At 35.0% G+C, this 17,857-nt stretch carries 14 protein-coding genes; 5 read left to right on the top strand and 9 right to left on the bottom strand.

Going from position 1 to position 17,857, the window contains the following annotated elements; translation table 11 throughout:
* The first annotated feature begins 53 nt into the window (after positions 1-53).
* Genes N3C60_00370 through N3C60_00355 form a run of 4 tightly spaced genes read left to right on the top strand, consistent with a single transcriptional unit; the run spans position 54 to position 3,859 of the window.
* Positions 54-1,397 carry a sigma-54 dependent transcriptional regulator gene (locus N3C60_00370; GenBank protein ID MCX8083366.1) on the top strand — a complete coding sequence of 448 codons (1,344 nt, stop codon included), beginning with the start codon at positions 54-56 and terminating at the stop codon, positions 1,395-1,397.
* Positions 1,390-2,358, top strand: coding sequence for a DctP family TRAP transporter solute-binding subunit (locus N3C60_00365; protein ID MCX8083365.1), 969 nt, complete (start codon positions 1,390-1,392; stop codon positions 2,356-2,358). The genes N3C60_00370 and N3C60_00365 overlap by 8 nt, the downstream gene beginning before the upstream one ends.
* Before the next feature lie 26 nt (positions 2,359-2,384).
* Complete coding sequence (locus N3C60_00360; GenBank protein ID MCX8083364.1) at positions 2,385-2,660, top strand: hypothetical protein; 276 nt, start codon at positions 2,385-2,387, stop codon at positions 2,658-2,660.
* The gene (locus N3C60_00355) at positions 2,657-3,859 is read left to right on the top strand and encodes a hypothetical protein (protein MCX8083363.1); all 1,203 of its coding nucleotides are present in this window, start codon (positions 2,657-2,659) and stop codon (positions 3,857-3,859) included. Before N3C60_00360 ends, N3C60_00355 begins: the two co-directional genes overlap by 4 nt.
* A 29-nt stretch (positions 3,860-3,888) precedes the next feature.
* Here N3C60_00355 and N3C60_00350 read toward each other — a convergent pair whose 3' ends face one another.
* Genes N3C60_00350 through N3C60_00340 form a run of 3 tightly spaced genes read right to left on the bottom strand, consistent with a single transcriptional unit; the run spans position 3,889 to position 6,734 of the window.
* The gene (locus N3C60_00350; GenBank protein MCX8083362.1) at positions 3,889-5,172 is read right to left on the bottom strand and encodes a TRAP transporter large permease subunit; all 1,284 of its coding nucleotides are present in this window, start codon (positions 5,170-5,172) and stop codon (positions 3,889-3,891) included.
* Between the two features lies 1 nt (position 5,173).
* The gene (locus N3C60_00345; protein ID MCX8083361.1) at positions 5,174-5,695 is read right to left on the bottom strand and encodes a TRAP transporter small permease; all 522 of its coding nucleotides are present in this window, start codon (positions 5,693-5,695) and stop codon (positions 5,174-5,176) included.
* A gap of 55 nt (positions 5,696-5,750) precedes the next feature.
* A complete protein-coding gene (locus N3C60_00340; protein MCX8083360.1) occupies positions 5,751-6,734 on the bottom strand; it encodes a TRAP transporter substrate-binding protein in 984 nt (327 codons plus the stop codon).
* 253 nt (positions 6,735-6,987) lie between these two features.
* Here N3C60_00340 and N3C60_00335 point away from each other — a divergent pair, with 253 nt between their 5' ends.
* A complete protein-coding gene (locus tag N3C60_00335) occupies positions 6,988-9,387 on the top strand; it encodes an HD domain-containing protein (protein MCX8083359.1) in 2,400 nt (799 codons plus the stop codon).
* Here the strand turns inward: N3C60_00335 and N3C60_00330 are convergent, their stop codons facing one another.
* From N3C60_00330 to nqrE, 6 genes are all read right to left on the bottom strand, one after another.
* Entirely contained in the window at positions 9,388-12,591 is a 3,204-nt protein-coding gene (locus N3C60_00330) for a SpoIIE family protein phosphatase (protein ID MCX8083358.1), read from the bottom strand. It abuts the gene before it with no gap.
* A 192-nt stretch (positions 12,592-12,783) separates the two neighbouring features.
* The gene (locus tag N3C60_00325) at positions 12,784-13,764 is read right to left on the bottom strand and encodes a YhdH/YhfP family quinone oxidoreductase (protein MCX8083357.1); all 981 of its coding nucleotides are present in this window, start codon (positions 13,762-13,764) and stop codon (positions 12,784-12,786) included.
* An 11-nt stretch (positions 13,765-13,775) separates the two neighbouring features.
* Entirely contained in the window at positions 13,776-14,954 is a 1,179-nt protein-coding gene (locus N3C60_00320) for a Xaa-Pro peptidase family protein (GenBank protein MCX8083356.1), read from the bottom strand.
* Positions 14,951-15,958 (bottom strand): sigma-70 family RNA polymerase sigma factor, encoded by a 1,008-nt coding sequence (locus tag N3C60_00315; GenBank protein ID MCX8083355.1) that lies wholly within the window; start codon positions 15,956-15,958, stop codon positions 14,951-14,953. The genes N3C60_00320 and N3C60_00315 overlap by 4 nt, the downstream gene beginning before the upstream one ends.
* A 76-nt stretch (positions 15,959-16,034) precedes the next feature.
* Positions 16,035-17,249: an NADH:ubiquinone reductase (Na(+)-transporting) subunit F gene (gene nqrF / locus N3C60_00310; protein MCX8083354.1), complete on the bottom strand. Its 1,215-nt coding sequence runs from the start codon at positions 17,247-17,249 to the stop codon at positions 16,035-16,037.
* Positions 17,246-17,857 carry an NADH:ubiquinone reductase (Na(+)-transporting) subunit E gene (gene nqrE / locus N3C60_00305; GenBank protein MCX8083353.1) on the bottom strand — a complete coding sequence of 204 codons (612 nt, stop codon included), beginning with the start codon at positions 17,855-17,857 and terminating at the stop codon, positions 17,246-17,248. The genes nqrF and nqrE overlap by 4 nt, the downstream gene beginning before the upstream one ends.

Here is a 17,857-nt window from a genome sequence, read left to right as displayed (position 1 = left end):
CAGCCTTGACAGTAATCTAACACTTATATAAACTAAACTAAGAGGTGAGCACATTGGATAAGATATTTATAATAGATGACGAAATATACACATTAGAGTTCTTCGGTGAATTTTTGGCTGGTGAATACGAAGTTTTCAAATTCAGATCCCCCTTAGAAGCTTTAAACAAAATAGACAAGATCTACCCAGATCTTGTGATATGTGACAATCTGATGCCTGAGCTTTCAGGTTTTGAGGTATTAAACATTATAAATAGAGACTTTTCAGACATAACATTCATTATGATGACCGCTTATGGCAGCATAGAGACAGCTGTAGATGCAGTCAAAAAAGGTGCCTTTGATTTCATAACAAAACCTTTTGATAATATAGATGAACTGATGATCAAAATCAAAAAAGGTATAGAAAATTCAAAATTAAAAACAGACCTAAAAATACTCCAGAAAAATATAAATGACCTCTACGGTATCTCAAACATCATTGCCAAAAGTAAAAAAATGGAGGATCTTCTTGGCATCATTAAAAAGATATCCACCGTAAACAGTAACATACTACTCATAGGGGAATCAGGAACTGGAAAAGAACTTATAGCAAGGGCAATACACAATTTAAGCCATAGAAATAAAAACCGTTTTTTAGCTGTAAACTGTGCAGCAATCCCAGAGACTCTTGAAGAAAGCCTTTTCTTTGGTTACGAAAAAGGTGCCTTTACCGGCGCAGACATAACCAAAAAAGGGTATTTTGAAGAAGCAAACCATGGCACAATCTTCTTGGATGAAATCGGTGAAGCCTCTTTGAGCCTCCAAACAAAGCTACTCAGGGTTATTCAGGAGAGAAATATAAAGAGATTAGGGTCATCAGATCTAATCGATATAGATATACGTATAATATCCGCCACTAATAGAGACCTTGCAAAAGAAGTTGAAGAAAAGAGATTTAGAAGTGATCTTTATTATAGAATTAATGTCATCACAATAAAAATCCCTCCTTTAAGGGAAAGAACAGAGGACATACCCTATCTTGCCGAATACTTTGTAAAAAAGTATTGCAATGCTTTTGGGAAAAAAGAGATGAGAATATCCCCTACATTTATGAAACTGCTTTTTTCACATAACTGGCCTGGCAATGTGCGAGAACTTGAAAACATGATAGAGAAAGCTGTCGCCTTATCAGATGGGGATATACTAAAGGAAGATATAATAAAAGATCATATAGTAGGTAATCCAGAGATAAACAATACACTACTAGACTACAAAACAGCAAAATTAAACTTTGAAAAAGAGTACCTCCAAAAACTCCTTACACTGACTAATAACAACATCCAGCAGGCAAGTAAAATAGCAAAAATAGACCCTGCAACTTTTCATCGAAAACTATCAAGAATAAAAAATGTTTAAGATTATATTGATATTATTGATATTTTATCAATCAATCTTTGCTGAAACAGTGATAAGATTTAGCCATGTTGTAAGCCCAGATAGTCCAAAAGGCATGGCTGTGGAATACTTTAAAAAAGATCTTGAGAAAACATCACAAGGGAAAATAAAAGTTTTAATCTACGCCAACGGAATCCTTTTTGATGATATACCGATTATAAGAGCCCTTGAAAAAAATATTGTTCAAATGGCAGCCCCAAGCTTTTCAAAATTTAGTGATAAGATAAGAGATTTTCAAGTTTTTGACATCCCATTTCTTTTTACAGATGAAGATCATTTCAGATCTTTTTGTAGATCAAGAATTACAGATATATTAGAAAAACAGGCTGAAAATCATGGAATAATAATACTTGATTTTTGGGAAAACGGGTTCAAGCAGATCACCTGCAGGGATAAACTCATCAAAACGCCCCAGGATTTAAAGGGTCTAAGGGTAAGAACGATGGGTAGCCAAATCCTCAACTCACAGTTTTCTTTAGCAGGAGCCCTGCCATTCACCTATCCTTTTAGTAGTCTAAAACATCTCCTTGCAGAAAAAATCATCGATTGTCAGGAAAATACCTTTAATAATATCTATTCCCAAAAACTTCATGAATATCAAAAATATATAACACTATCCAACCATGGTTATCTGGGGTATGCTGTTGTGATCTCAAAAAAATTTTGGAACAATTTGACGCAAAATGAGCGAACACTTATTCAGGACTCTTTGAAAAAGGCTACAGAATTCGAAAAAAGCATCACTCAGAATCTAAATTACATTGACTACTTTAGACTAAAATCAAACAACAAAGTTGTCATATACGAACTCTCCCCATCAGAAAAAAAGATTTGGGAAGATTTTTATCGTAAACATAAACAGATATTTTATAATCATTTAAGTGCAGAGATTCAAAAGGAGTTAGAAAATATGGGGCTATAATAGCTTTATTTTTTTTTACAATAACTATGTTTGGCATCAATCGATTATCAGGATATTTCACATCCTATGATATTAAATTTGTTGATTATATCTATCTTGTTGTTATATCTTTTGTCATCGTGTATTCCTACTTCATCGATAAAAGCTACAGGCTAAACGTTAATCTTATTAAAGTAGATCTAACCAAACTTGAAACCGTCATTATGGTCGTACTTTTTTTTCTAACATTGGCATATATCAAGCTTTTTTATAGTATACTCTTTTTAATATTAATAATAATACTAAGGTTCGATAAAAAATGACATTTTACTTTATATTTATTGTAGGGCTTATCATACTTTCATTATTTAGATTGAGCCTAAATACTATTCTATTATCGATCTCTATTACCTACATAGCAGTACTTCAATTCAACTACGACGAAGGTATATTTCTTTTATCAGAAAAATTACAGGAGGTTCTACTTTTACCAGAGGTTACAGCAATACCATTTTTTATAATAAGCTCAGATATCATAATCAATTCTGGACTTTTAAATCGATTTAAGAGCAGTATCTTTAGTTTATTGGGGAATAATCTCATTTCGTTTCTTGCTTTCTCCTTACCTACGATTACAGTATCCTCCACAAGTATGGTATTTTTTAGCGGTTTTGAAAAGAGTTTTTCACCTAAGGAATTTAAAACTGAAAAAGATTACATTAAGGCGATTTTTTTGCTTTCATCAGCAAACTATATCTTGCCAGTTTCAATACCAATAATCATTATAGCATCACTTTTGAAAATATCTTTGAAAACTACAATCATCTATTCCCTTTTAGTTGCTGTACCTTTCATTATCATTTCATACTATCTTTTTGTTAAAAACAAACTAAATGTTACAAAAGGGCAAGTAGATATCTTTTCTATAGTTTCCATTTACAGCAATGCGTTGTTAATATATTTTCTAATATTTATAAAATCATACCCTATAGATATAGTAGCCATCATATCCTTCTTATATTCCCTTTTTATTGCCTTTTTATATAATAAAAATAGATTTTTAAGTAACCTCATCGACTCTTTGCTTCAATCAATGCCAAGAACGGGAATAATAACTGGTATTGTCTACTTTATCTTTTTGGTTACCTTCTTCCATATCTATAATTTTGCAAATCAGGATGTGATAAACTATCTCACCTTATCCTTTTCAGAAGTATATTATATGATTATTATTTTATATATTGTGGCCTTTTTCATGAAAGAGTTAATAGACCCCTTAGGGATCATCCTCATATTGTATCCCATATATAACTCCATATTGAGTAGCTACAATATAAACAAATACAGTTTCGTTGTATCTTTTACCCTCTTTGTTTCAATGGGCATTTTCAACAATATTTCGGAATTAGCAGGACAAAAAATCACAGAAAAAATGAATATAAACTTTTGGCAACTCTACGAAACCATCATGCCCATTTATCTTATAATTTGTATACTAACCTTTTTAGTTTATTTCATTTAAAAAGCGGGGATAACCCCCGCTCAAGAGAACTACCCACCGTATATAAGTTTTGGTAAAAATAAAGATATCGAAGGAACATAAGTAACAATGATGAGACCTACAAGTAAAGCAAACATCCATGGTATTGTAGCCTTGATAACACTTTCGATACTCTGTCCTGTAATACTTGAGGCTACAAAGAGGTTCAGACCTACTGGCGGAGTAAGCATACCCACTTCCATATTAACCGTCATAATTACACCAAGATGAATAGGATCTATACCAAGGGTCATGGCTACGGGGAAAAGAAGAGGTGCCAATATCATAATAATACTGGAAGGCTCCATAAAATTTCCAGCAATAAGCAACAACACATTTACAAATACCAAAAACACATATTTATTAAAGTTCATATCAATTATCCATTGGGCGAGGTTTTGTGGGATTTGCAGATAAGTTAGGACGAAAGCAAACAGCATTGCATTTGCTATAATAAACATCACCATAGCAGATGTGGTAGCAGAGGCTCTTATGATATTTGGAACATCTTTCCATTTAATATCCTTATAAACAAACATCGATATAAAAAACGCATAGACCGCAGATGCTGCTGCTGCTTCGGTAGGTGTAAATATACCACCATAAATACCGCCAATAACAATCACAATAACCAATAAGCCCCAAAATGCATCCATAAAACTTCCAAAAATCTCCTTTAAAGATGCCATCTTTTCCCGCTTAAAACCTGATCTTACTGCAGCTATATACGTTACGAGCATCAAACCACCACCAAGAAGCAACCCTGGTATTACTCCAGCCATAAAAAGTTTACCTATAGATTGGTCAACAGTCACGCCATAGACAATCATGACTATGGACGGTGGAATGAGTATACCCAAAGATCCAGCACAGGTTATAGAGCCTATGGAGAATTTATCATTATACCCTGCCTCCTTTATAGCACCCATCATTATTGATCCAATAGCCGCAACAGTAGCAGGGGATGAACCGCTAACAGCAGCAAAAATAATACAAGCAAAAATCGCAGACATGGGAAGCCCACCTGGCAGATGTCCAACCATAGCCCTTGCAAACCTTATAATCCTCCTTGCAGCACCACCCTGGGAAAGAAAGTTACCTGCTAAAATAAAAAGTGGTATTGCCATCAAAGCAAATTTGTCTATTGAGGTAAACATCTTCTGAGGTATCACAAGGGTAGGCATCTGGGTAAAAAAAAGTATAACCAATGTACTTGAAATACCTAAAGAAATTGCTATAGGTACTCCAATAAAAAGCAATAGAAATAAAAGTCCAAACAGAACTATCGTAGCCATATCAATGCTCCTTCATTACCAAATCATAAGAGAATTCTTCTGCTGGCATTTTTATTATTTTGATTATCTTAAGAAGTATTTGATAACAAGAAATAGCCATAGTTATTGGGACACAAAGATAAATTATCCAGAATTGAATATGTAAATCCACAGAAACTTGCTCTAATTCATAGTTAAATTTTACAAAATCATAACCCCATTTTATCAAAATCAAGAGAAATATAAAAACGATAAATAGACTAAGAGTCAAAAGATTCTTAGCAGTTTTAGGTTTTAATCTTTGTATAAGTGCAGTAACCCCCAAATGCATCCCGATCTTAAATCCATAGGCTGTTCCAAACAAGACTGACCATATGAAGAGATATGATGTCAATTCACCTGCCCATGTAAGAGACATATTAAAGCCATACCTTAAAACCACATTGATAAAGGCAACAACGGTGGCAACACCCATCATCACAGACATTATAAATATATTAATCCTATCAAGCCAACTGTCTAAAAACTCAAAAAACTTAAGCATCTTTGGCTCCTTCATAAAAAGATGGGCCCCATTTAAAATAGGGCCTTTAAGAAAATTATTTAGTATTTAAAGCCGCATCTATATATTCCTTACCTATCACATCATAAAACTGAGGATATATGGCCATAAGTTTCTTTTGCCAGAGTTTCTTTTCTTCAGGGGTGAGGGTATAGATCTGTATCTTACCATAGGCTTTTACCTTAGCAAAATAATCATCATCCAATTTGGCTGCCCACTCCCTTTCCTTAATGGTAGCCTGCTTAATACCTTCCATCACAATCTTTTTGTGCTCAGGTGATAATGAATTCCAGAATATTTTATTAGTTACCACAAGATAGCCCAAGTAACCATGACCAGACACTGTGTAATACCTCTGAACTTCATGCATCTTTTGTGTGTAGAAATTTGAAACAGGATTTTCCGCACCATCCACTACCCCCTGCTGAAGAGCAGAATACACCTCACTAAATGGGAGTACTTGAGGGTTTGCTCCAAGAGCCTTAAACTGAGCCTCTAACACCTTTGAAGACATGATCCTAAACTTCAAACCAGCAGCATCTTCTGGTTTTCTTATCTCCCTTTTATTATTAGAGATATCTTTAAAACCATTATCCCAATAAGCAAGACCAATCATACCCTTAGGCTCAACAAGCTTGAGCATCTTCTGCCCCCATTCACCGTCAAGAAACTTATGAAGCTGCTTTTCATTTTCAAACAAAAATGGCAAATCAAACAACTGAAACTGGGGTACAAAACCTGTAAATTTTGAAAAACTTGGTGCAATGATCTGGACAGCATTCATCTTAAGGGCCTCCACCTCTTCTCTATCACCGTAAAGAGTTGAGTTGGGGAAAACTTCTACCTTAATCTGACCTTTAGATTCTTTTTCCACATATGATTTAAAAAAATTAGCGGCAAGCCCCTTAGGGGTATCAGGTGCAACAACGTGGGAAAATTTGATAACCACCTGATTAGCAAAAACTGTTGAAGCAAAGAGCAATGACAACCCAATTACAAATAACATTTTAAAGTATTTCATCTTTAAATACCTCCTAATGTATTTATTAGGAGATATCAGGCAAAACACATACCAAAATTATACCAACAATCAATCATTATTTTACAACAATTTTTCAAAATACAAAAAACTTTTTTATTGCAATTTTGCAACACCAAAAACAATAGCCACTTAATTATCATTCATCATCAATACCTTAACAATTGCACTTATGCAAAAAGTTTTATATTCTTTTTTTGCTTGAATTTTATAATTAAAACAATATAATTATTATATGGCTTTCTTTAAAGATAGAACAACATACTCAAATGATCTAATAGGGAGTTATGTTATATCGATCTTCGATTTAGCATACAATATCTCCAAAATAGTAGATCTTGTCAATCCCGATCTATCAAACCATCACCATAGAGTAGCCTATATATCTGCCGCCATCGCATCTGAATATGGTTTGGACAATAAAAAAATCACAGATACTATCATAGCAGCCCTAATCCATGATATAGGGGTTATGCTGGAGTCAGAGTTTAGAGAGTTAAGCAAGTTTGATAACGGGGAAGCCACGAGATATAATCACAGTAACGTTGGAGCTTTTTTAGTAAATAAACTGGACTCTTTCAAACACCTTTCTGATATAATAAGTAAACACCACTTACCCTGGAACAAATTCCCTGAGACAGAGGATGAAGCACTAATTATACATTTGGCTGATCGGATAGATATCTTGCTAAAAAGAGGAACACCCGCGTACTATCAAAGAAAGGAGGTCAAAGAGATAATAACCTCATATAAAAATAGATTTTTCAAACCTGAACATGTAGATGCTTTTCTATCTCTTTATGACAAAGAGTTCTTCTGGCTTGACCTAGAAGCACCGGATAAGGATAGGATACTTAAAAGATATTTTCTTTTTGATACCATTATACTCAGCAAGGACGAGATCCTCTCTTTTACAAACTTTTTAAGCCATATTATAGACTTCAGATGTTCCTTTACAGCAACCCATTCAGCCGGTGTTGCCTCCGTTGCCTCTAAATTAGGTGAACTTATGAATCTGCCTGAAGATATGGTAATAAACCTTAAGATCGCAGGCTATCTCCATGATCTCGGCAAATTAGCAATAAACCCCTATATCATTAATAAAAATGGTCAACTCTCTATAGATGAAAGAACAGATATAAAAAAACACACCTACTATACTTTTTATTGTTTAAACTCCATGGATATTTTTGAAAATGTTAAACAGTGGGCGGCTTTCCACCATGAGTTTTTAGATGGTAGTGGGTACCCTTTCCATCTAACTGCAGAAAGATTGGATATAGGTTGTCGTATTATGACCGTTGCTGATATCTATACAGCTCTATCGGAAGACAGACCTTATCGCCCAGGGTTACCCACATCGAAAGCCTTAGAGATCATCGAAAATTTTGCTTCAAGCGGTAAAATAGATCATTCTATCGTAAAAACCCTGAAAAACAACATAGATGAGATAGAAAATATAAGAAAGCTTAGCCAGCTTGTAGTCACCCAAAAGTATTTAGAGTTTAAAAATATATTGATGTTGAGCAATGTATCCAACTCAAGCGAAGACCATCAACAATATAAAACCTACTCAGAAATAAAAAACAATCTCGGACAAGTGATAAACATCATCCATTTTGAAGAGGTTATAAACAACATAGATGATATGATTTTAATCCTTGACACCGATAGGAGGATTATTTTTGTGAATAGAAGGGTTTTAGAATATTTCAATAAACCTTTAGATCAGATATTAAACAAAAAACCTGGGGAACTTTTCGATTGTATCCACGGTAATGATGATCAATGTGGCACCACCATCTTTTGTAAAAACTGTAAAGGGAACACTGCTATAAACAATGCAATAAAAGGGATATATTCCATATCCACCTGTGAAATTAAAACAAACAGATCTGATACAATGAAATTTAATATCTCCACGGTCCCAATAAAAACAGATAAAGGCGAATATATAATGTATATATTAAAAGGCTTTGATGAACAAAACAGAAAGATCATGGACAAAATCTTCTATCATGATCTCATAAACGTTGTAGGTACTACATACTCCCTATTAGAAGCCTATAAAAAAGGGCACTTAAAAATGAATGCTGATCTGCTTGATATCCTTAGCAATAACATAGGACTGGCTTATCAAGAGATCGAAGCCCAAAGATTTCTCACCATGGCTCAACAAAACAACATTACAACACACTTCGATGACTTCTCTACACATTTTATAATCAACAATATTAAATCGATCTTCTCTCATATCAACCACATAACCTTTGAGTTTATATGTGAAGTTGATAGAATTTTTGCTGACAAAATTCTACTAAACAGAATAGTTATGAATATGGTCAAAAATGCCATTGAGGCAAGCAATATTGAAAAAACAATCACTGTCAAGTTTTATGGTGATGATAAATTTTTCAGGGTATCTGTTCATAATCCTGAGTATATCCCTGAGGATATTCAAAAAAAGATCTTTAAAGAGGTTTTTACCACCAAAAAAGAGGGAAATGGTTTAGGTACTTTTTGTATAAAGTTACTTACAGAAAAATATCTTGGTGGTCATTGTTCTTTTATATCAACACTGGAATACGGAACAACATTTATTGTTGAGTTCCCTAACATATCAAAATTGGTATAACTACACCTTTTTAATTATCAAAAGTGATATATCATCTTTCTGCACATAATTTTTAGTAAAAGCAGAAAGTGAGGTTAGGATCGCATTTCTGATCTTCTCAGGCTCCATATAGGCGTGTTCTTTTAGTATATTAAGAAATCTTTCTTTTCCAAAAAACTCACCATTCTCATTTTCCGACTCCACTACACCATCGGTAAACAAAACCAAACAATCTCCAGTTTTAATGTTGTATTTCTCCTCCAGATATTTCATATCATCAAAAACACCGATGAGTACCCCGTCACATCTAAGCTCGATAACCTCACCATCCTTTATGAGTATTGGATTATAATGACCTGCATTGGCCATTGTAAGGTCTCCACTAAAAAGGTTTAGTCTTATGTATAACATCGTGATGATGAAATTATATCTATTTATCTGAGGGAATATCTGTTTTGTTATTAGATGTAACATATCTGAAGGTTTCAACGCTTTGTTTATACTTAAAGAAGTATGAATTATACTTCTTATCTGCGACATTATTAGAGCAGAAGATATACTGTGACCTGAAACATCCGAAATAATTATATCTACCTGTTCTTCATCTACCCTTATAATATCGTAATAATCTCCTCCAACATACACCGAAGGGGAATAGGCAGAAACCACTTTTATTCCTTCAAAGCTAAAAGGATCTACAGATACGAGGGATGCTTGTATCATCTTTGCAATCTCCAATTCTTTGGAAACCTCTTTTATTTTGATAAGCTCTTCCGCTTTATTATGATTATCCATCAAGAAAGCCATCTGGCTAACAATGCTTTCGAGGATGTTTACAAATTCCCTACTAAACAGATTTTTATATGTTTTGGAAAATAATGATAATACACCTTCCACTTTACCATCAATAACAAGGGGGATATGACAAAAAGATCTAACACCTCTATTTTTGAGTTCATTTATATACTCAGATTCCATCGCATTGTCTATATCATCAATATATACCGCCTTACCAGTAACAAATGTTCTACCGATATATGTCTTTTGGGAATCTATTCTCCTTATATTGGATATCATTTTGAATGAGTTTATATCTCCAGAATAGACAACTGTTTCCAATGTATCACCACTTCTTTTTCTAATCACTACAAGATCTATTTTGAGGTTATTACGGATGATGTCTATGGCATTTTGAAGCTTTTTAACCAAATCTGTTGTTGAAGTAAACTGTCTGGAGATCTCAAGTAGTATATTAAGCTCTGTTATACGATGTATCAATGTATCCCTCGATTCACCTACCCCCAAGCTAACAAGGTCCTTAAATACATTCATGACATCTCTACCTGTTTTCCCTGCCATTTCCAAATAAGAATTTATAATGATCTCAGAAGCGCTAGGCCCCACAGCACTTGAAAGATGAGTTTTTACCTCATCTACCAACAACTTTATATCATCCACATTGAGATCCCTTCTCTCTTTGCCAATTTGGTTTAAAAAGTTATCTATAACCTTTTTGGCATACTCATTTCCAAAAAAATTTGATAAGATATTGTTTATATCGGTTAGGCTTAAACTCCTACTAACATCTTCCTTTCCAAGAAGAAAATGTAGCTTCAAGCTATCCACACATAATGAGGCTGTCTCTTTCTCCTCTTCGTTTTGTTCGGAAACCAAAGATATAACAGTCAAAATAACAATATTTAATAACATACTCCAGAAAAGGGTATGGGACCATGAGTCAAGTCCTGTAAGTCCTAAAAGCTCAGTGGGCTTAAGGATAGCAAGACCAAACAAACCATCTGTTACAATACGATAATCAATGATACCAGCTTTAGCAAAATAAGGCACAACAAGTGTATAAAACCACACAATAGAACCTGATATAATACCCCAAAAAACCCCATCCCTACTTAGCCTCTTAACAAATAGACCCAACACCACAGCAGGAGCTATCTGGGAAATGGCTGCAAAAGATACCAACCCCAAATCCACCAAGCTAAAAAATTCCCCCACATAACGATAAAAAAAGTAACCAGCGAGGATAATAATAATAACCATTAATCTCTTTAATGATGTTATGTACTTGCCAAATCTACTAAACATCAAAAGTTTTACAAAAACATGAACTATAATATTATTTACAAACATATTTGATAAACTTACCGAAGCAACAATAATCATCCCAGTGGCAGCTGCCAAACCACCAATATATACCAATACCATAAAAAACAAAGAACCCTTATCCCTTAGAATATAAAGTATTGTGTAATCAGGATTGTAATCACCTGTGAGAAATAATTTCCCAGAGATAGCAATGGGTATCACAAACAGGTTTATCAAAAACAGATAAAGGGGGAAAAGATACATCGCCTCTTTTATATGTTTTGGGGAGTCATTCTCCACAACCGCCATCTGAAACTGTCTTGGCAAAAACATCACAGCAAACATACTCATCACCATCATAGAAAACCATTTACCGTAAGAATTATTACCTTTGTCAAGTACTATAAGTTTTGCCACAGCAGGATCATTTTGATTAGTATATAAATATCCAAATATCTGGCTAAAGCCCCCAGACAGATAAACCACATACCCTCCTGCTATTAATAAAATAATCAACTTAACAACCGATTCAAAAGCTATTACACCAACTAAAGCTGGATGCTTTCTCCCCTCAGCAATATGGTGAACTCCAAAAAGAGAAGCTAAAATACCAATAAAAAGTGACACATAAAAGGATGTATCAAAAAACAATGGTGAAGTAAAATCTGAACCAAGATCTGCAAGTATTAGTATAGTTTCATTTATAGATTTCAATTGCAGCGAAATATAGGGTATAATACCGACAACACACACAACAGCTACAACCAATCCCACTCTTTTAGATCGACCAAATCTAAAACTGACAAAATCAGCCAAGTTATTTATATTATGTCTTTCTACAATGTTTACCATTTTTCTCAATAAAAACCACCAGGAAAAAACCATCAGTGTAGGTCCAATATATATAGCAAGAAACTCAATTCCATCAACACTTGCTCTACCAACAGAACCGTAATAGGTCCATGCAGTACAATACACCCCTATACTTAACGCATAAATATAAGGATTATAAATCACCCTTCTTTTTCTTCTAACCAGAATATTAGAGATTAATGCAATAAAAAAAAGTAGAAGGATATACAAAAAACTTATGAGGAAAACGACACTCAAACTAATTTTCATGTTTTAGAAATATTTTTTTAAAGATATATACAACGAATATCGAAGAGATCCAACCCATAAAAAAATAGATGTATAAAAGAGGGATCTTAAAGAGAAATATATTTTTATCAAAGATCCTAATAAATGGGTAATTTATAAAAACAAATCCGCACGCAAAAAAGACGAGCCAAATCCAGAGCCCTTTTGACATGATTAACTAACTCTTACAAGATATCTACCTTTTACCTCGCCCTTCTTGATCTTTTCAACTGCACCTGATATATCCTCAAGCCCTATCTCAGTAGAAAATCTATCGAGATTTTCTAGTTTATAAACGTTAGATATTTTATTAAGGATATCGTTTTTCCTTATCTCAACAGAATCTATACCAAGCAAAGAAACCCCTCTCAGTATAAATGGGAAAACGGTAAGGGAAATATTAGGAGAAAAAGCCATACCACAGACAGCCACTGCCCCCCCGTAGTTAATCGATTTTATGACATTCACCAGGACCTCACCTCCTACAGTATCCACAGCTGCTATAAACTGTGGTTTTAAAAGTGCTTTAGTATTAACCTGTTCAAATTCCTTCCTATCAACTACCTCTTTTGCCCCAAAAGATTTTAGATAATCTGCCTCCTCCATCTTACCTGTGATTGCAACAACATCATAACCAAGCCCACTTAAAATAGCAATAGAAAACAGGCCAACACCACCTGTAGCTCCTGTTACAGCTATCTTACCATACCCCACCTTTATCCCATACTGGATAAGTTTATCTACAGATAAAGCTGCAGTAACACCTGCCGTACCATATATCATATATTCCCTAAGGGATAACCCACTTGGTTTTTTTACTACCCAGCTCTTTGGAACCCTAATATATTCTGCAAAACCACCGGGGGTATTCATCCCGAGATCAAAGCCTATAACTATGACCTCATCCCCTTTTCTAAACTCATCACAAGTAGACTCCTCTACTATACCAGCAGCATCTATCCCAGGTGTATGGGGGTAGCTTTTGGTAACCCCTTTATTACCACTACAGGAGAGTGCATCTTTGTAGTTGATTGAAGAATACTTAACATTTACCAAAACATCCCCAGAAGGAAGAGCATCTACTTCCTTTTCCTTCAACTTAATCTCAAACTTACCATCTATCTCTTCAACCACAACAGCCTTAAAACTCTTCATCATTAACTCCATTATAATTTTATTATATCAAAATCATTGCCTGTTATACTCACACCACCATTCCTGGTAACCACAAAAGTATTCTCAATACCCACCATACCCCAACCATCAATCCCTTTTTTAGGTTCTATAGCCAGCACCATATTCTCCTCCAACGGCTCGTCAAATCCCTTCGCAATAACAGGATACTCATCGATCACTAACCCAATCCCATGCCCCAAAAACTTGACCTTATTCGATCCATAACCCATAAAATGCACATCAAATGCACTATCTATCTTTGACATGATATCCTCATATATCTTCGATGGTATCTCCCCTGGCCTTAGTCTCTCCGCCACAAGATGCTGCACCTCAACACATCTTTTGTGATATTCATACGCTACATCGGGTATATTACCAAAAGCATAGACCGTTGTTTTATCCGTATGATAACCCTCAAAACCACAACCTATATCCAGCATCACTATAGTATCTTTTTTTAAGAACTTTTTATGACTCCCCAAAAGGGGAACAGCTGGAGAAACACCCAAAATACCTGCAGGACCATCAAAGGAGTTATAATAATTACTGCTATCCCCAAAACAGATGTTACCTGCGAAAAGCTCAGAATTAAAGCTACCCATCCTTGTTAAACCCTGCCCACCCTGCACTATGATCTCCTTAAGAGCCAAAGCCCCAAGCTCCGCCTCACTCATCCCTTCCCTAAAAACCTGAGGTAGATATTTCTGCATTACATACTCATGTATCTCCCCACTCTTTTTGATCAGCCCCAATTCGTACTGGGATTTTACAGCCCTCGTCTTATAAATAGCCAGATCAGCTGATGCAATTGTATTAAATCCAAATGTTTTATTAAACCTTTCGAAAAATCCTAAAGGTACAATATCCTTTTCCACATGAATGACATCACCTGATAAATCTGTAACTGCTAATATATCTTTGAAACTTTTAATAGGGTAAATAAAGTCAAGGGGAGATTCCAGCTTAGCTCTTTCATAACTTTTTCGAACAAAAAAATAGTTACTCCCATCCCTTTTTATGATTAAAACACCGTTCTGCATTGTGTTCGTAAAATAAAATATATTTACCTTTCCAAATATTGCAACCACTTCCCAACTATCATCCAGACAAGTTAAATTTTTCCTGAATCGCTCTATTCTCTCCAAAAGTTCCTGTTTTGAAATCATAACAGAGACTCCTTTCTGATATTTTTATTGCAAAAAAAGTTCCTTAATTTACTAAGTACTCTTTTTTCTATCTGTCTGATCCTTTCTCTTGTCAGATTTAGTTCCTTTCCCACTTCATCAAGCGTTTTTGGTTTTTTACCATCCAGACCAAATCGCATGGTGATAATCTGATTTTCCATATCTGTAAGATAGGTCATCCATTTACTCACAAGATTTTGTATATTCATCTCAAAAGCATGCTTAAAGGGGTCCTTCTGTATCTCATCAGCAATAAGGTTATGAAGGTTTTCCTGTTCATCCTCAGAGATGGGAGCATCCAAAGATACATCCTGCCTCATAGCCTCCACCGCTTTATAAAGATTTGCAATAGATATACCTGTAAAAGCTGACAACTCCATGTATGTGGGGTTCCTCCCCAATTGTTCTTTTAGTTCTGAGGTAGCCCTAAGTATCTTTTTTATATAGTCCATTATATGGATCGGTACTTTAACAATCTTTGTGTTTGTAATTATAGCTCTTTCTATAGCTTGTCTTATCCACCAAGTTGCGTAAGTGCTAAATTTAAAACCTTTTTTATAATCAAATTTCTCTACAGCTTTTATCAAACCTATATTCCCTTCTGAAATGAGATCTTCAAGGGGAACCCCTTTGTTTGCATATTTTTTAGCGATTGAAACCACAAGGCGAAGATTACAGCTTATCATCATCTCCTTTGCTTTTTCATCACCCTGCTCTATGAGCTTTGCCAGTTCAACCTCTTCCTCTTTGGATAGGACGGGACATTTGGATAGATCTTTTAGATATATGTTAAGAATATCATAGCTTGAGTCCGATCTTTTTTCATCAAGCTCCTGTTCTTCATTCTCCTCTGATTCTTCGACTTCAGAAAAATCATCGAGAGCCTCCTCTGGTTCCCCATCTATCACAGCAATATAAAACTCTGTAAAATTCCTCTCAGTAACCTGATCTTTATTGATCTTTGTAGATCTTTTTACAGAGTCCATAGCACCTATCGAATATTTCTTCGCATTAAATAAACTGAAAAAGCAAAAATTACAAGTAAAAATTTATAGAAATGTTTTAACTACCGAAATCATCAAACCTGATATTACCTTTTTCCACTCCTAAACTATCTAACATATTTAAAACTGCTTTAAGCATTAGTGGAGGGCCACATAAATAATACTCAACAGATTCCGGTTCAGGATGATACTTCAAATAATTATCATAAACCACTTGATGGATAAAACCAACAAGTCCAGTCCAGTTGTCCTCTGGAAGTGGTTCAGATAGAGCTACATACCATTTAAAATTATTGTACTCTTTTTGTAACCTCTCAAAATCCTCACTATAAAAAATCTCCTTTAAGCTTCGAGCCCCATACCAATAGGTTATCTTCCTTTTGCTTTTCAAGCGAATAAGTTGATCAAAAATAATCGAGCGTAGCGGTGCCATTCCAGCACCTCCACCTATAAAAACCATCTCAGCGTCTGTATCAGATGCCTTGAATTCACCAAAAGGACCAAGTATCGTTACCTTATCCCCAGGTTTTAAAGAAAAAATATAAGATGACCCCACACCAGGAGGTATCCCTACACTTTTTGGGGGTGGTGTAGCAATCCTCACATTCAGTTTAACAAACCCCTTTTCAAGGGGGAAATTGGCCATAGAATAAGCCCTTATAACCTCCCTATCATTTTTTGATTTGAGATGCCATAAAGAAAACCTATCCCAATCAGGCCTAAACTGTTCATCTATATCAAAATCTTTAAAGTCAACAAAATATGGAGGTATTTTAATCTGGATATATCCACCAGCCTCAAAATCAAACTCATCTGTGGGTAACTTCAATACCAGCTCTTTTATAAATGTTGCCACATTTCGATTGGAAACCACCTCACATAGGTATTCCTTTGCACTAAACACCTCAGGAGGCAGATAAATTTTTACGTCATTCTTAACAGGTAACTGGCATGAAAGCCTAAATCCCTCTCTCTCCAACTTCTTATTGATATGGGCCTTCTCAGTAGGTAAAATAGAACCACCACCCTCAATAACCTTGACTTTACATTGACCACATGATCCACCACCACCACATGCTGACGATACAAATATTTTTTCAGCAGCTAAAACGTTTAACAACTTATCCCCAGGCGATACTTCTAAAACTTTTTCATTATTTATAATCACCCTAACATTACCCTCTTTGATCAGGAACCTACGGGCTTCTACTATTAACCCCACCAACAAAAGGATAATCGCTGTAAAAAAAATAGTCCCCAAAAATACTATCATAATTGTATTCCAGAAAAGATCATGAAAGCCACGGCCATAATACCTGCAGCAATGAAAACAATCCCAAGCCCTTTTAAACCATCAGGCACATCACTATACTTCATTTTATCCCTTATACCGGCAAGCCCAACGATAGCCAATGCCCAACCAGAACCACTACCAAAACCAAACACCAGCGACTCCGTAAAAGTATACCCCCTTTGGGCCATGAACAATGTCCCACCTAAAATCGCACAATTCACAGTAATAAGTGGCAAAAATATACCTAAGGCATTGTAAAGCTTAGGAAAGAACCTATCCAAAACCATCTCCAACACCTGAACAATAGCTGCCACAACTCCAATATACACAACTAAACTCAAAAAATTCAGATTTATATCTCCCAAACCCCATTTTACGAGAACTCCATCTCTGAAAATCAATTGATACAAGATATTGTTTATAGGTACTGTAATAGATTGCACCACAACAACCGCAACACCAAGCCCCTTTGCCGTCTCCATATTATTAGACACTGCAAGAAACGTACACATCCCCAGGAAAAAAGAAAGAGCCATGTTCTCTATAAATATAGATTTGATGAGTAAACTTAGATAATGCTCCAACAT

The organism is Calditerrivibrio sp., from assembly GCA_026415135.1.
Lineage (GTDB): Bacteria > Chrysiogenota > Deferribacteres > Deferribacterales > Calditerrivibrionaceae > Calditerrivibrio.
Note: the sequence above shows the minus strand (reverse complement) of the source record. Positions and strands in the feature narration are given on the sequence as shown.

What these genes read in the sequence shown, in the direction of transcription:
- N3C60_00365 (MCX8083365.1), top strand. Translation starts at nt 1,390, where the DNA reads ATGTTTAAGATTATATTGATATTATTGATATTTTATCAATCAATCTTT.
- N3C60_00360 (MCX8083364.1), top strand. Translation starts at nt 2,385, where the DNA reads ATGTTTGGCATCAATCGATTATCAGGATATTTCACATCCTATGATATT.
- N3C60_00355 (MCX8083363.1), top strand. Translation starts at nt 2,657, where the DNA reads ATGACATTTTACTTTATATTTATTGTAGGGCTTATCATACTTTCATTA.
- N3C60_00350 (MCX8083362.1), bottom strand. Translation starts at nt 5,172, where the DNA reads ATGGCTACGATAGTTCTGTTTGGACTTTTATTTCTATTGCTTTTTATT.
- N3C60_00345 (MCX8083361.1), bottom strand. Translation starts at nt 5,695, where the DNA reads ATGCTTAAGTTTTTTGAGTTTTTAGACAGTTGGCTTGATAGGATTAAT.
- N3C60_00340 (MCX8083360.1), bottom strand. Translation starts at nt 6,734, where the DNA reads ATGAAATACTTTAAAATGTTATTTGTAATTGGGTTGTCATTGCTCTTT.
- N3C60_00335 (MCX8083359.1), top strand. Translation starts at nt 6,988, where the DNA reads ATGGCTTTCTTTAAAGATAGAACAACATACTCAAATGATCTAATAGGG.
- N3C60_00330 (MCX8083358.1), bottom strand. Translation starts at nt 12,591, where the DNA reads ATGAAAATTAGTTTGAGTGTCGTTTTCCTCATAAGTTTTTTGTATATC.
- N3C60_00325 (MCX8083357.1), bottom strand. Translation starts at nt 13,764, where the DNA reads ATGAAGAGTTTTAAGGCTGTTGTGGTTGAAGAGATAGATGGTAAGTTT.
- N3C60_00320 (MCX8083356.1), bottom strand. Translation starts at nt 14,954, where the DNA reads ATGATTTCAAAACAGGAACTTTTGGAGAGAATAGAGCGATTCAGGAAA.
- N3C60_00315 (MCX8083355.1), bottom strand. Translation starts at nt 15,958, where the DNA reads ATGGACTCTGTAAAAAGATCTACAAAGATCAATAAAGATCAGGTTACT.
- nqrF (MCX8083354.1), bottom strand. Translation starts at nt 17,249, where the DNA reads ATGATAGTATTTTTGGGGACTATTTTTTTTACAGCGATTATCCTTTTG.
- nqrE (MCX8083353.1), bottom strand. Translation starts at nt 17,857, where the DNA reads ATGTTGGAGCATTATCTAAGTTTACTCATCAAATCTATATTTATAGAG.